Origin of the sequence: Brevundimonas sp., from assembly GCF_965278935.1 — a bacterium.
Lineage (GTDB): Bacteria > Pseudomonadota > Alphaproteobacteria > Caulobacterales > Caulobacteraceae > Brevundimonas.
Map to the genome: position 1 here is coordinate 1,457,608 of NZ_OZ257124.1, position 13,235 is coordinate 1,470,842.

The following is a 13,235-nucleotide window of genomic DNA, read 5'->3' on the forward strand; positions in this document are numbered from 1 at the left end:
CCAAAGGTGTATTGCGGTCGTCTGTCACGGCGGCGAGTCGAGGTCGGCGTTGACCCTTGTCGTTCAGAGCGTTGCTGAAGTGCCGTCCACGCCGCGCGGCCTGCTGTCGATGCGCGATGCGATGGTGCATGTCTTCTACAATCAAAAAGCGATTCTGGCCTGTCTGATCCTTGGGCTGGCGGTAGGGGTCGGTGCGGCCCTGTTCACGCCGCCCAAGTTCACGGCCGAGAGCCTTGTCCTGCTGCGGATCGGTGCGACCGAGGCGGCGCAGGAGGGGCTGAACGGGCCCCAGGTGTTTCAGGGCGGCGAGGCGGTCGCGCGCGCCCTCGAGTCCGAGGTCCAGATCGTTCGCAGCGACCCGGTGATCCAGGCGGCCATGACGCGTCTGGCCGAGGAGCGGGGCGGCGGGGCGCCGAATCCCAAGGCGATGGCCGCCTTCGCAAAGGCGCTGAAGGTCGAGATCGAGACGGGCTCCAACGTCATGCGCATCGCCTTCGCCGATGAGGATCGCGACCACGCCCTGACCGCCGTCCAGGCCGTCATCGACGCCTACGCCGACCGCCGGGCGGAGCTCTATGTCAACGCCTCGCGCGAGCGTCAGGACGGGGAGATCGCCCGTTACGACCGCGCCCTGAACGATACCGAAAGCGAGATCCAGCGGATCCGCACCGACCATGACGTCCTCGACATCGACAAGGACGTCGGCCTGGCCTCCGACCGGCTTGAGGCCCTGATCCAGCGCGCGGGTCAGGCGCAGGAGCGGCGCGGCGCGGTGGCCGCCGAACTGGCCGCCGTCGGCCGTCAGCTGGCCTCGACGCAGGAGCGGGTGCTGGACAGCCAGGAGCGCACCAACTCCACGCCCAACGACGAGGCGCGCAATACCCTGCTGCGGCTGCGTCAGGACCGGGCGCACATCGTCGAACAGTACAACGAGGACTGGCCGGGCCTTGCCGAGATCGACGCCCGTATCGCCGCCGCCCAGGCCCAGATCGTCGAGAACGCCCAGGACATCCGCTCCAGCGACCGGACCATACGCAACCCGGTCGTCGACCTGCTGGTGACACGTCGCGCCTCGCTCGGGATCGAGCTGGCTTCGTTGCAGCGTCAGTCGGCGGAACTCGCGACCCAGCTGGCGGCGGCGCGGGCGCGGGTGGCGGACCTGCGCGACGCCGAGATGCGGCTGCACGATCTGGAGCGCAGCCGCTCGGCGTCCGAGACCATCCATCGCAGCCTGCTGATCGGTCGCGCCGGAGCCGCCCTGGAGGATCAAGCCGTCGACGACAGCAACACCACGGTCCGTATCGTCCAGCCGCCGACCGCGCCGCAGACCGGACGCGACCTGCGACCGACCCTGATTCTGGCCGGCGGCGCGCTCGGCCTCGCCCTGGCGGTTGCGACGGCAGCGGCGGGCACGGCGATGCGACAGGTCTTCATCGCGCCCGGAGAGGCGGAGAGTTCGCTCGGGCTCGACGCCCTGATGACGATCGACGCCGCCGCCGCCGATCCGCGGTCGGGGGAAGGGCGCGCGGCGATCGCACGTCTGGCGGGTCTGTTGCTGGACGTCGTCGTGGACGGGCGGCCGCTGCAGGTCGTCCAATTCGTGGGCGACAGCGCGCCGGGCAAGAGCCGGCTGGCGCTCGGCGTGGCCCAGGCCATGGCGGCGCGCGGCGAAGGCTCCGTCCTGCTGATCGACCTCGACGCCGCCGACCATTACCGCAAGAAGGCCGCCGGCGCAGTCCAGAGATTGCCCGCCGGATCGACCCATCTGGATGTCGCTCAGTCGTCGTCGCCCGGCCTCTGGGCCGCCGTCAATCCGACCGAAACGCCGCTGGGCGAACCCGCTGCGACGGCAGAGGAGGCGCGGGCCTTCCTCGACCTGATGCGGGGCGCCTTCGGCCGCGTCGTTGTGGTGGCGTCCCGCGATTTCGAGGCGCCCGAGGTGCGGCGTCTGTACGGCCTGGCCGACGCCAACATCCTGATCCTGCAAGCCGAATCGACCCGAGAACCGGCGGCGCGGCGGATGCGCGAGGTCGTTCTGGCGTCCGGTGGTGATCTGCTGGGCTTTGTGCTGACCGGCCGGCGTCGCTATGTTCCGGAGGCGCTCTACCGATGGTTCTGACCTTGATCCGCCGACTGGCTGTCGTCGGCCTCGCCCTTATTCTGACGGCCTGCGGTACGACCCAGTCGATCAGCCCGCGCGAGCGCGAGCCGCACAGGTTCGCCCCGTGGAGCGACGCGGCGCCAGCCTATCGTCTCGGCGTCGGCGACCGGCTGAAGGTCGACTATCTGCTGACTCCCGAACTGACCCAGGACGCCGTGGTCGAGCCGGACGGTTTCGTCAGCCTGCGCGTCGCCGGTCGGCTGGCGGCGCAGAACCTGACACCGTCCGAACTGGAGCGGACAGTGCGCGAGGCCTCGGCCCTTCGCCTGCGCCAGCCGATCGTCAGCCTGTCGGTGACCGAGGCCCGGTCGGCGCGGATTATCGTGGGCGGGGCGGTGCAACGACCCGGGGTCTACCCTCTGTCGGCCCGCGCCTCGACCCTGGAAGCGATCATGCTGGCCGGCGGGTTCTCGCCGGAGAGCCGGATGGATCAGGTCGTCGTCATCCGACAGCGGCCTGGCGTTCCGGCCATGTTGCGCACCATCGACCTGCGTCGGTTCGTCGAAAGCGGCGGCGCAGACAGCGGCATCGCCCTCGCCTCGGAAGACATCGTCTTCGTCCCGCGCAGCCGCATCGCCGAGGTCGACCTGTGGATCGACCAGTACGTCAACCGGCTGCTGCCGTTCAGCCGGTCGATCTCCTACACCAACACCTATGGAGCGGTGCCATGAGCGCCTTCCCGCGTCGCCGGTTCCTCGGCGTGGACTTCACCCCGCTGGACCTGGAAAAGGCGGTCGGAGAGATCGTCGCCCGCGATCCGACCGCCCCCTTTGCCTTCGTCGTGACCCCGAATGCGCAGCATGTCGTGGCCGCGCGCTCCGGCGACCTGCGTTTCGCGGGCCCGCAAGCCAGAGCGTGGATGGTGCTCAACGACAGCCGCATCCTGCGCCTCCTGTCGCGTCATCTGTTCCGCAGCGATCTGCCGGTCGCGGCCGGCAGCGACCTCGTCGAGCGACTGTTTCAAGGCGGCGTCCCGGCCGATGCGACCCTGACCCTGATCGGCGGCGATGCCGAGGTCGAGGCCGCCCTGCGACGTCGTTTCGGTATTCGGTCCGTCGCCCGGTTCACTCCCTCGTTTGGCTTCTGGCGCGATCCGGCGGAGGTCGAGCAATGTCTCGCCTTCGTCCGGGCCCATCCCGCCCGCTACGTCTTCCTGATCGCCGGCGCTCCGCAGTCGGAGGACCTCGCGCGCCGCCTGTCGGACATGCCGGACGTCACCGGCGTCGGTCTGTGCGTCGGCAGCGCGCTGAACTTCCTGACCGGCCGTATCCGTCGGGCGCCGCGATGGATGCGCGAAGCCAGTCTGGAGTGGGCCTGGCGGCTGGCGCTGAACCCGGCCGGGCATTTCCGCCGGGTGTTCATCGAGTCCGCGCCGATCCTGTGGATCGCCCTGGTGGAGCGGCTGCGGACCGACCGGCGCCCGGCATGACCGCCGCGACGCGAGGGCGCATCCTTCGCGTCGGGACGCCGGCTCGCGCGCATAGCGGAGCGCCTGCGGTTTCGGACATCACGGTCTGGCGCGTCCTGATCCTGGTCCTGACATTGCCGATGTTCGGCGGACTGCTTTTCTATGTGGTGGACGCCAAGGCCTTCTATCTGCTGGCCAAGGTCTGGCCCCTGCTGACCGCGCCCCTGACCCTGATCGCGGCATGGCGGCTGAACCCGCCGTACCAGCCGCTGGTCCTGGCGATCTGCGCCTGGTTGCTCGGGGTGACGCCCTTTATCGGGGTAACCCAGCTCGGGAACGATGTGGTCGGCGCGGTGGCCTCCAGCGCCAAGATCTGGCCCCTGACCGGCGCGCTCGGCGCCGCGGCCATGCTGTGGATGGTGCGTCCGACGCCGGACGATCTGGCGCGGGCGATCCTCGTGCTGGCAGGGCTGACGTTCGGCTTCCTCGTCGGCGCCTGGCTGTTCGCGCCGGAGTCCCTGTTTCATCAGGGGATCGAGGACACCAAGATCTTCCTTACCGATCTGGAGCGCGGTCGCCGCATCAACGTCCCGACCATGTTCGGCGTCATGGCCCTGTTCCTGATCAACCGGTCGTTCTGGGGCCGCCCGGCGGTGTGGAAGGCGTTGCTGATCGGGATCGGTCTCGTCTGCATGGTCATGATGTACAAGCAGCGGGCCCAGATCGGCGGCACGGTCGCTGTGCTCGGCGTGGGCGCCATGCTGAGCCTGCGGCGCTGGCAAGGGCCGGCGATGATGGCCGCCGTCTCCGTCGTCATCGCGGCCGCCCTGCCGGTGAGTTTGTGGCTGGGGCAGAATGCGGCGGACAGTCTGGGCGGCTCGCTCAGCATGCGCCAGATCGAGGCCGAGGCCGCGCTACGTTTCCTCAACGACCAGCCCTTGCGCTGGATCACCGGCGTCGGCAGCGCGACCCGGGTCGGTGACGTGACCCTTGGCGATATCGTCGGCACCCCCTTCTTCTTCCCGTCCGACCTCGGCTGGCTGGGGGTGGTGTTCGAGTACGGACTGATCGGCGCGGGCCTCATGCTCGCGCTGCATCTGTATGCGATCCGGTTGGCCGGGCAGGCGGCGCGAAGCGGAGGGTTGGCGGCCCGTGCCGTGTTCGACTATTCGATCTTCCTGCTGGTCGTCTCGCCCGTGGTCTCGGTGGTGCTGTCCCCCGGAGAACTGGCGACGGTGCTGGCCCTGGCGTGGTGGCTCAGAACACCTCAGGCCCGACCAGGTGCCGCGTCACCGTCCGCACCATGATGCTCAGGTCCAGTTGCAGCGACCAGTTGCGCATGTAGTCGAGGTCCAGTTCCACCCCTCGCTCGGCCTTCTCCAGCGTATCGATGCCGCCGCGCATGCCGTTGATCTGGGCCCAGCCGGTGATGCCCGGCTTGATCTGGTGACGGGCCGCATAGGTGCGCACCGCCTCGGCGTAGGGGTCCGATCCGATGCGCATTCCGGCGACGTGGGGGCGGGGTCCGACGATCGACATCTCGCCCTTCAGCACGTTCAGTAACTGGGGCAGTTCGTCGATCGAGGTGCGCCGAAGGAGGGCGCCGATCTTCGTCACCCGGGGATTGCCGCGGACCTGCCCCCCCGCGCCGTCGTCGGTCGCATCGACCGTCATGGTGCGCAGCTTGTAGATCGAGAAAGGCCGCCCGTTGAAGCCGATCCGATCCTGACGAAACAGTACCGGACCCCCTCCCGACAGGGCGAGAGCCGTCGCCGCCACGGCCATCAGCGGCGCGGTCAGGATTATGGCGCAGGCGGCCACGACGTAGTCCTGCGCCTGTTTCACCAGCCCTTGCGTGCCTCGGAAGGGATGGCGGGTCAGTTGCAAGGCGGGGATGCCGGCGACCTCGGTCAGAGCGCTGGATCGCGACAGGAAGCCCGGCCGTTCGAGGGGCGCGACCACGTCGGCCGAGATCCACTGCAGCCGGTCGCCGAGCGCGAAGATATCCTCCGACCGGCTCCAGGGCAGGGCCAGGACGATCAGGTCGACGCGACGGGTCTGGGCGAGGCGACGCAGATCCTCGACGGTTCCCGCCACGCCCGGCGCCCGATCGTCGAACAGGCCGACGAGTTCGAGGTCGCGGTGCCATTCCTCGCGCCGGATGCGGCGGATCAGATCGCCGGCCATCAGGGTCGCGCCGACGACGGCGACCCGGCGCCTCAGCGAACCGCGCGTCCACAGGGCGTTGACCACGCGGGCGCAGGCCAGACGCCCGGCGCCCAGACCGAGCAGCACGGCCAACAGCCACAGCGACAGCCACAGGTTGGCGGTCAGCACGGTCGGCTCGAAGGCCCAGACCACGGCGCGGTTCGCCAGCGCCGCCAGGGCGACGCCCACGATCACGTCGATGGCCTGGTTGCGAACGCCGCGATACCGTTCGACGCGGTAGCCGCCCCAGGTCGCCAGCGACGCCCCGAAGACGACGGCGCCGACCAAGCCCGCGATCACCGTCTGCCAGATGGACAGCGGCGGCGGCCCGGCGATGTCGAGATAGTGGAAGGTCATAGCGACGCCCAGGATGACGGTCGCGTCAGCCACGCCGACCATCCGGTTCATCATGCCCATGGAGACGCGAACAAACGGCGTCGACGGGGCGATCTCGCGGCGCGGCTTGCGCCGTCGCTCGGTCGAGACCGACGGGTCGGAGAGGGTCTGGATCGTCACAGGTCGAACTCTTGCAGGCGACGGAAGAGGGTCACGGGCGAACGTCGTCGACAACGGTCGCCAGTGCGGGCGACGTGGTGGGGAGGGCGGCGCGGGGCTTGCGCGGCCGGGGCTTGAAGGCGGCGATCAGGGGCCGCTCCAGCGTCACATGGGCGAACCAGCCGACGACCGAGGTCACCACGATGGAGCCGGCGACGTAGAGCCAGGGCGAGATGTCGATCCCGGTCAGACGTATGGCCTGCGCCATGGCCGACAGCAGGACCGGGTGGATCATGTAGAGCGGGTAGGAAGCGTCGCCGACGGCCTTCAGCGCAACGATCGAGGGAAGCCGTCCGGTCTGCTCCACGGCGACCAGACCGGCGACGATCAGGACGACCGGCAGGGCAAACAGGATCAGCCTTCCGCTCGCGTTCGCATCGATCACCGCACCGCCCAGGATCAACAAGGCAAGGCCCAGCCCGAAGACCCAGCCGCCATGGTTCAGCCAGGCCCGCGGGATCCTCGGCATCACCATGGCCAGCATCACGCCGAAGGCGATCTCGGCCATGAAGGGAGAGGCGTAGAAGTGGGCGATCGGCGGCAGGGGCAAGACGGACGCCGCCGCCAGCAGGAGTAGCACGCCGACCACGAAGCCTGCCCGCCACGTGCTCTTCATCGCCAGTCCGACGGCGAGGAGGACGTAGAAGGCCATCTCGTAGTTCAGGGTCCAGCCCGGGATCATGACGGGTTTCAGACCGACGCCCTCGACGGGATTGGGCCAGGCGACGAACAGGTAGGACGACACGATGTGCGGCAAATCGAACCGCGTGCTCTGCAACAGCTGCGGCGAGACGATCAGCAGTCCGACCATCAATGTCGTCAGCAGCCAGTAGAGCGGCACGACCCGGGTGAACCGCTTCTGCAGGAAGACCATCGGCGAAACCGGCCGCTGACCGAGGATCAGCCACATGACATAGCCCGAGATGACGAAGAAAATCTCGATCCCCGCCTGCAGGACCTGGGTGTTGGGCAGGCCGACCTGGCCCTGGGCATGCCAGACGACCACCCCCAGCGCGGCGACCGCGCGCAGGTACTGGATCGAGACGAGTTCGGTGCGCGGCGGGGCGGCGGCGATCGATGCGGTCATGGGTGCGCCTTTCAGGGTTCGCACGTACAGGTTGCATCAGAGAGGTTGAGGATGTGTTCCGAGACCCGAACGGTCTGTCTGCGCCGCCAAACAGGAAGAAGCTGACCAGTCGCGTCGGTTGCTCAACGGGCGGGTTGGCGGCATTTACCGTATGGAAAGCGACTTATGGTTGTTTTCGGTCATGGCTGCACAGGGCAGTCGAGGACCCGCCGTGGCGAACATCGACCAGACCTTCGCAGAGACCCAGGCGCCGCCAAGCCTCCGGCGCGACGCGGTCTCCGCCTGGTGGCGCACCGGCATGGCGACGCGCCTCAAGCGCCGCCGTATCGAGATCATGGGCCGCATCCTCGGCATCGACTTCTTCGATGGGCCGGGCCTGTCGATCTGCGACATCGGTTGCGGCTCGGGCAAGGACTTCATCCGTCCTCTCGCCGGCACGCCGCACCGCCTGACCGGCGTGGACGTCGTCGACGTGGATCTCCAGCAGCCGAACTTCCAATTTATCCAGTCGGACGCGGGGAAGATCGACGTCCCGGATGGTCTCTACGACCTCGCCGTCAGCTTCGGCGTCCTTGAACACATCGAACCGATGGAACACCTCTGCGAGGTCGTCTCCGAGATCCGCCGGATATCGAAGCGGTTCGCCGTCGTCGTCCCCTGCGTTTCCACCCGACTGGAGCCCCACGTCCTGAAGTTCGGCTGGCCCCTCCAGCCCGCCCGCGAACGGATCGACATCAACTACCTGTCAGACCAGGCCTGGCTGAAGTTTCAGGGTTTCAGCGAGGCGAAGACCTACCGCTTCGACTATGTCCCCGGCCTGATCACCAACCTGATGATCGTCGGCTGAGCAACGCCACCAGCGCTTCTGTCATGCCCTGTGCCTGCGTCCGCCACGCCTTTTCAACACAACGACATGTGATCAGCCGAACCGCGCGTCCGGAAATTTCGAAGCGGGGCCGGCTTCTGCCCGTATTTGCGGACAGTGCCCGTTAAGCCTACAGATTAGGCGAACGGGGGACTGCGAGCATGCAAGGCGTGGTGGATGGTCGGCGGAATCTGATCGTTGGCGCGACGATCGCCAGCGGGGCCTGGGCGTTCGGTTCGATGGCGACGGCTGCGTCCATCACCGTGAATACCTTGAACGGCACGACCGCGAATGACGGCGTGTGCAGCCTGCTGGAAGCTGCGGCGAACGCGAATACCGACTCGCAGGTCTGGGTCGACTGCGCGGCGGGGGCGGGGACCGACACCATTTTCCTGAACGGATTGAGCGGGACCATCGTGCTTTCCGGTCAGGTCGCGCTTACGACCAACGCCTTCATCCAAGGCCCGGGCGCGGCCCAGCTGGCGATCAGCGGCAACAACGCCAGCCGCGTCTTCTATGTTCACAACGCGGCCGTTTCGATCAGCGGGGTGACAATCACCGGCGGAGCGACCGGGGGGGCCGGCGGCGGCGGCGTGTTCAGCAACGGCGGAACGCTGACGATCTCGAACTCCCGAATCACGGGCAATGCGTCTGGATCTGCAAGAGGCGGCGGGATCGGCGCGAACGGTGGTTCCGTGACGATCACCAGCAGCACGATATCCGGCAACACCGGGTCGAGGGGCGGCGGTGTGTCTCTCTTCAACGCAGCGGGTTCCATCGATCTGACGGAAATCAGCGGCAACACCGCCTCAACCAGGGGCGGGGGGGTGTTCCTCTACAACATCAACTCAGGCACGGTCAGCGTCACTCGCTCCGTGGTGAGCGGGAACACATCGAACGGGCGCGGCGGCGGGCTGGCTCTCTACAGGGTGAATGTTCCCACCCTGATCCAAGACACGACTGTATCCGGTAACATCGCCAACAATCGCGGGGGCGGCCTGTTCCTCTACAAGAACGCTGGCGCAGTGACCTTCGATCGCGTCACTGTTCGAGGCAATGAGGCCCGCACCGCCTCCGGGGCGGGCGGCGGCGTCTACCTCTACAAGACAAACTCGGCTGTCGTGTTTCAGAACAGCACCATCAGCGGAAACTCGGCCGCCACCAATGGCGGTGGATTGGCTTTCCGGGGCCCAGACACCGGTAACGTCACCATCGGGAACACCACGATCGCGGGCAATACAGCGGGCGGCGCCGGCGGCAATATCAACGGCGGCGGAAGCCCGCTCGCGGTCGCGGTCCGCAACTCGATCGTGGCAGATGGCACGGCCGGAGGAGTTGGCCCGGACATTTCCACGGGCTCGCTCTCATTGAGCGTCAACTACAGCCTCGTCGAGAACACATCGGGCGCAACCTTCACGGGCGCCAATAACCTGACCGGTGTCGATCCCCAGCTCGGCGTTTTCGCGAACAACGGTGGCCTCACCCAGACGCGCATGCCTTCCGCAGCCGGTCCGTCGGTGAACGCCGGCGACCCCGCGTTCGCAGCCCCGCCCTCGGTTGATCAGACAGGCAATCCGCGGGTTGCCAACGGACGCATCGACATGGGCGCCGTCGAGATCCAGGCGCCGCTACCCGTTCCGACGCTCGGCGAATGGGCCATGATGATGCTGACTGCGCTTCTCGGGCTGGCGGGACTGTCGACCCTGCGCCGCCGCGCGCGCTGATCACGGGCTGACGGCCGCCGCATGCGCCTTTCGGCCGAGTTTGTTCAGCTCAACATTCGGTTCGACGCCGACGCGCTCGCCGCGGAGATCGCCGCGATCCCCGAGGCCGCTTGGCGGCCGCATCCGGAAGGTCACGCGGGCAACAGCGCATTGCCGCTCGTCGCCCTGAACGGCGACCCGTTGAACGACGGCGTTCGCGGCGCGATGGCCCCGACGTCGCACCTTACGGAGCGACCCTATCTCCGGCAGGTGCTCGCCGCTCTCGACGCGCCGATCGGGCGCACGCGCCTGATGCGTATCGACGGCGATGCAGACGCGACCCTGCACGTTGACCTGAACGTCTACTGGCAGACGCGAATGCGGATCCACATCCCCATCGTTACAACGCCGGACGTCCTGTTCGTCGTGGGGGATGCGCAACTGCATATGGCGCCCGGCGAAGCCTGGATCTTCGATACCTGGCATCTGCACAATGTGATCAACCCCGCGCCAACCCGACGTATTCATCTGGTGATCGACACCGAGGGATCCGGGATGATCGACAGACTCATTTCGACCGGCCGGTCATACGGAACGCCGCGCTGGCTCGCGCCCCTCGATCCGCCGATCGTCCAGCCCGGACAGCTGCTCAATGCGGTGTTTGAAACGGAAGCGCAGACCTTGCCGGTCGTGGCGGATCCCCAACGCCTGACGAGTCTGTCTGACATCATACGAGACGGCCTGTCGGCGCACGGCGAGGAGAGGATTTTGACGCCGGAAATCGACCGCTTCCTGTCGGCTTGGGCTTTGCTCTGGGAGGGCTGGGGCCCCAGGCCGGGTGGCTGGCGGCGATATGCCGATCTGATCCATGACACCTCGGACAGGCTGGCGAGCCTGCCCAAACTCGCCCCCCTTTCCAATGGGCTCGATCCAGCGAATGTATTCCGCCAGATCGTATTGCAGCCGGCGCTGAATACCGACCTGATGGCCCCCGCAAGCCAGGAGGCCGAACGCTTCGACAGGCCGGTCTTCATCGTCTCGTCACCCCGGTCGGGATCGTCCCTTCTGTTCGAGACGCTCGCACGGGCGAGGGGGCTGATGACGATCGGCGGTGAAAGCCATGCCGTGATCGAAGGCATCGACGTACTGCATCCCGCGTCTCGCGAATGGTCGTCAAATCGCCTGGACGCGAGCGATGCGGCTCCATCGACTGTCGAGGCGTTGGCGAAGCGCTGGGTGGCCGAGGCCAGAGACCGGGACGGCAAACCGCCCGTCAAAGGTCGGTTCCGGTTCTTGGAAAAGACGCCGAAAAACAGCCTCAGAATCCCGTTTCTCAAGGCCGCCTTTCCAGACGCCAGGTTCGTCTATCTGTTCCGCGACGAACGGGCGACGCTGGCCAGTATGATGGAGGCGTGGCGGTCCGGGCGGTTCGTGACCTATCCGCAGCTTCCACACTGGCCTGGACGGCCGTGGTCCCTGCTTCTGCCCGAGGGGTGGCGCGAGTGGAGTCAGCTACCCTTGCCGCACCTGGTCGCCGAACAATGGAGAGCCACGACACAGACCGTGCTCGACGACCTTGCCGAGCTGCCGGCCGATGATTGGTGCGTCGTAAGCTACGACCGGCTGGTCGAGGCCCCCGAGGCCGAGATGGAGCGACTCTGCACCTTCCTGGATCTCGACTGGGATCAGACCTTGAAGGGTCCGCTGCCGGCTTCGTCGATGACATTGACGCCGCCGTCGCCTGACAAATGGAAGAGCCAGGCGGAGGAGCTGAAGCCTGCCCTCGTTCGCGTCCAGGACCTCGCCGAGCGTGCCAGGGGTCTCTTCGCGCGCGAGCCCAGGCAACGCGATGTCCCGCCGGCCGAAGCCGTTTTGATCAACGCGTCGCCTGCCGCGCCTGTGAAGATCGAGCCCTTCGCCAGCAGTCACACCAGCAACTTCCCGGAACTGCTCGCGGCGATCGGCGGCTCCCTTGTGGTATCGACCTATCAGAGCGGACGGGTCGTGTTGCTCCGCGCGCAGGGTGAGCGTCTCAATACGCACTTCAGCGCCTTCGCCAGCCCGATGGGAATGGCGTTTGACGGCTCAAAGCTCGCGATCGCCTCGCTTTCGGAGATCTGGGACTACAGGAACACGCCAGCGGCGGCCGAGCGTCTCCACCCTCCCGGGCACGACGCCTGTTTCCTGCCTCGCAACATGCATGTGACCGGCGACATACGGGTGCACGAGATCGCGTTCGGCCGCGATGAGCTCTGGGTCGTCAACACCCGGTTCTCGACGCTTTGCACACTCGACGCCGAACACAGCTTCGTACCGCGATGGAGGCCGGCCTTCGTGAGCAGGCTGGCTGCCGAGGATCGCTGCCACCTGAATGGTCTGGCCATGGTCGACGACGCTCCCCGGTACGCAACGGCGCTCGGCGTTTCGGACGTCGCGGAGGGCTGGCGGGCCAACAAGTCGGCGGGTGGCGTCATCATCGATATCAGCACCGACCAGATCGTGGTCGAAGGGCTATCGATGCCTCACTCGCCCCGGATTCATCTGGGAAGCCTGTGGGTTCTGGAAAGCGCCAGGGGCGAGCTCTGCAAAGTCGATCTCGCCACCGGTGCGCGTGAAACGATCGCCGCCTTGCCGGGATTCGCTCGCGGTCTGGCCTTCCACGGCCCCTATGCGTTCGTTGGACTGTCCCAGGTTCGGGAAGACGTCTTCGCCGACATTCCGCTCGGCCAGCGCCTCGCGCCGGAAGATCGGGCCTGTGGAATATGGGTGGTGGACGTACGCGATGGCGCGACCCTTGCCTGGATGAGGTTCGAAGGCGAGATCCAAGAAATCTTCGACGTCCAGATGCTGCCGAACCTTCGCTTGCCGGACATTCAGGAGCCCGGATCCGATCTGGTCGCCAACTCGATCATCCTGTCAGACGACGCGATGACGCAGGTCGGGTAAGCTGGGCGGCTCGGCATGGCGCTGTCGGCGCAGCGCAGGCTCGTCTCCGCCAAGGGGGGGCGAGAAAGGGCTATAGAACAGCTTGTTGCCGACCTATCTTGGCGCCGAGAGTCTTCGGTCGGCATCGATCTGAAACCTGCCCGCCGATACCCGCAACATTTCCAGCCGATTCCGAACATCCTGTTCGGCGGCGGGATTCTCGATGTCATGGGATCGCGCCGGTCTTATCTGACAACGAACTGACGAACCGAGTGATGACGCCGTCAGCGCGAAAGGGCGATTGTCCCGCTCATCGGGCCGCC

Annotated in this window: 10 protein-coding genes; 8 read left to right on the plus strand and 2 right to left on the minus strand. The window is 67.1% G+C overall.

Going from position 1 to position 13,235, the window contains the following annotated elements; translation table 11 throughout:
• The first annotated feature begins 49 nt into the window (after positions 1–49).
• Genes ACQY68_RS07210 through ACQY68_RS07225 form a run of 4 tightly spaced genes read left to right on the plus strand, consistent with a single transcriptional unit; the run spans position 50 to position 4,876 of the window.
• Positions 50–2,119, plus strand: a complete 2,070-nt coding sequence (locus ACQY68_RS07210) for an exopolysaccharide transport family protein (protein ID WP_428152366.1) — start codon at positions 50–52, stop codon at positions 2,117–2,119.
• Positions 2,110–2,832: a polysaccharide biosynthesis/export family protein gene (locus ACQY68_RS07215; protein WP_428152367.1), complete on the plus strand. Its 723-nt coding sequence runs from the start codon at positions 2,110–2,112 to the stop codon at positions 2,830–2,832. The genes ACQY68_RS07210 and ACQY68_RS07215 overlap by 10 nt, the downstream gene beginning before the upstream one ends.
• Positions 2,829–3,590 carry a WecB/TagA/CpsF family glycosyltransferase gene (locus ACQY68_RS07220; protein ID WP_428152368.1) on the plus strand — a complete coding sequence of 254 codons (762 nt, stop codon included), beginning with the start codon at positions 2,829–2,831 and terminating at the stop codon, positions 3,588–3,590. The genes ACQY68_RS07215 and ACQY68_RS07220 overlap by 4 nt, the downstream gene beginning before the upstream one ends.
• Positions 3,587–4,876 carry a hypothetical protein gene (locus ACQY68_RS07225; RefSeq protein WP_428152369.1) on the plus strand — a complete coding sequence of 430 codons (1,290 nt, stop codon included), beginning with the start codon at positions 3,587–3,589 and terminating at the stop codon, positions 4,874–4,876. The genes ACQY68_RS07220 and ACQY68_RS07225 overlap by 4 nt, the downstream gene beginning before the upstream one ends.
• On the opposite strand, the gene ACQY68_RS07230 is transcribed toward ACQY68_RS07225, so the two are convergent.
• On the minus strand, positions 4,827–6,293 hold the full coding sequence (locus ACQY68_RS07230) for an exopolysaccharide biosynthesis polyprenyl glycosylphosphotransferase (protein ID WP_428152370.1): 1,467 nt from the start codon (positions 6,291–6,293) through the stop codon (positions 4,827–4,829). The genes ACQY68_RS07225 and ACQY68_RS07230 overlap by 50 nt on opposite strands.
• 31 nt (positions 6,294–6,324) lie before the next feature.
• Positions 6,325–7,419 (minus strand): acyltransferase family protein, encoded by a 1,095-nt coding sequence (locus ACQY68_RS07235; RefSeq protein WP_428152371.1) that lies wholly within the window; start codon positions 7,417–7,419, stop codon positions 6,325–6,327.
• Between the two features lie 211 nt (positions 7,420–7,630).
• On the opposite strand from ACQY68_RS07235, the gene ACQY68_RS07240 reads away from it, so the two are divergent.
• From ACQY68_RS07240 to ACQY68_RS07255, 4 genes are all read left to right on the plus strand, one after another.
• On the plus strand, positions 7,631–8,266 hold the full coding sequence (locus ACQY68_RS07240; protein WP_428152372.1) for a class I SAM-dependent methyltransferase: 636 nt from the start codon (positions 7,631–7,633) through the stop codon (positions 8,264–8,266).
• A gap of 179 nt (positions 8,267–8,445) precedes the next feature.
• The gene (locus ACQY68_RS07245; protein WP_428152373.1) at positions 8,446–10,008 is read left to right on the plus strand and encodes an IPTL-CTERM sorting domain-containing protein; all 1,563 of its coding nucleotides are present in this window, start codon (positions 8,446–8,448) and stop codon (positions 10,006–10,008) included.
• Positions 10,009–10,029: 21 nt separating this feature from the next.
• Positions 10,030–12,933, plus strand: coding sequence for a TIGR03032 family protein (locus ACQY68_RS07250; RefSeq protein ID WP_428152374.1), 2,904 nt, complete (start codon positions 10,030–10,032; stop codon positions 12,931–12,933).
• Between the two features lie 15 nt (positions 12,934–12,948).
• Positions 12,949–13,176, plus strand: coding sequence for a hypothetical protein (locus tag ACQY68_RS07255; RefSeq protein WP_428152375.1), 228 nt, complete (start codon positions 12,949–12,951; stop codon positions 13,174–13,176).
• The last annotated feature ends 59 nt before the right edge of the window (positions 13,177–13,235 follow it).

Coding starts and splice junctions, on each gene's coding strand:
- ACQY68_RS07250 (WP_428152374.1), top strand. CDS start 10,030: ATGCGCCTTTCGGCCGAGTTTGTTCAGCTCAACATTCGGTTCGACGCC.
- ACQY68_RS07255 (WP_428152375.1), top strand. CDS start 12,949: ATGGCGCTGTCGGCGCAGCGCAGGCTCGTCTCCGCCAAGGGGGGGCGA.
- ACQY68_RS07245 (WP_428152373.1), top strand. CDS start 8,446: ATGCAAGGCGTGGTGGATGGTCGGCGGAATCTGATCGTTGGCGCGACG.
- ACQY68_RS07215 (WP_428152367.1), top strand. CDS start 2,110: ATGGTTCTGACCTTGATCCGCCGACTGGCTGTCGTCGGCCTCGCCCTT.
- ACQY68_RS07220 (WP_428152368.1), top strand. CDS start 2,829: ATGAGCGCCTTCCCGCGTCGCCGGTTCCTCGGCGTGGACTTCACCCCG.
- ACQY68_RS07225 (WP_428152369.1), top strand. CDS start 3,587: ATGACCGCCGCGACGCGAGGGCGCATCCTTCGCGTCGGGACGCCGGCT.
- ACQY68_RS07235 (WP_428152371.1), bottom strand. CDS start 7,419: ATGACCGCATCGATCGCCGCCGCCCCGCCGCGCACCGAACTCGTCTCG.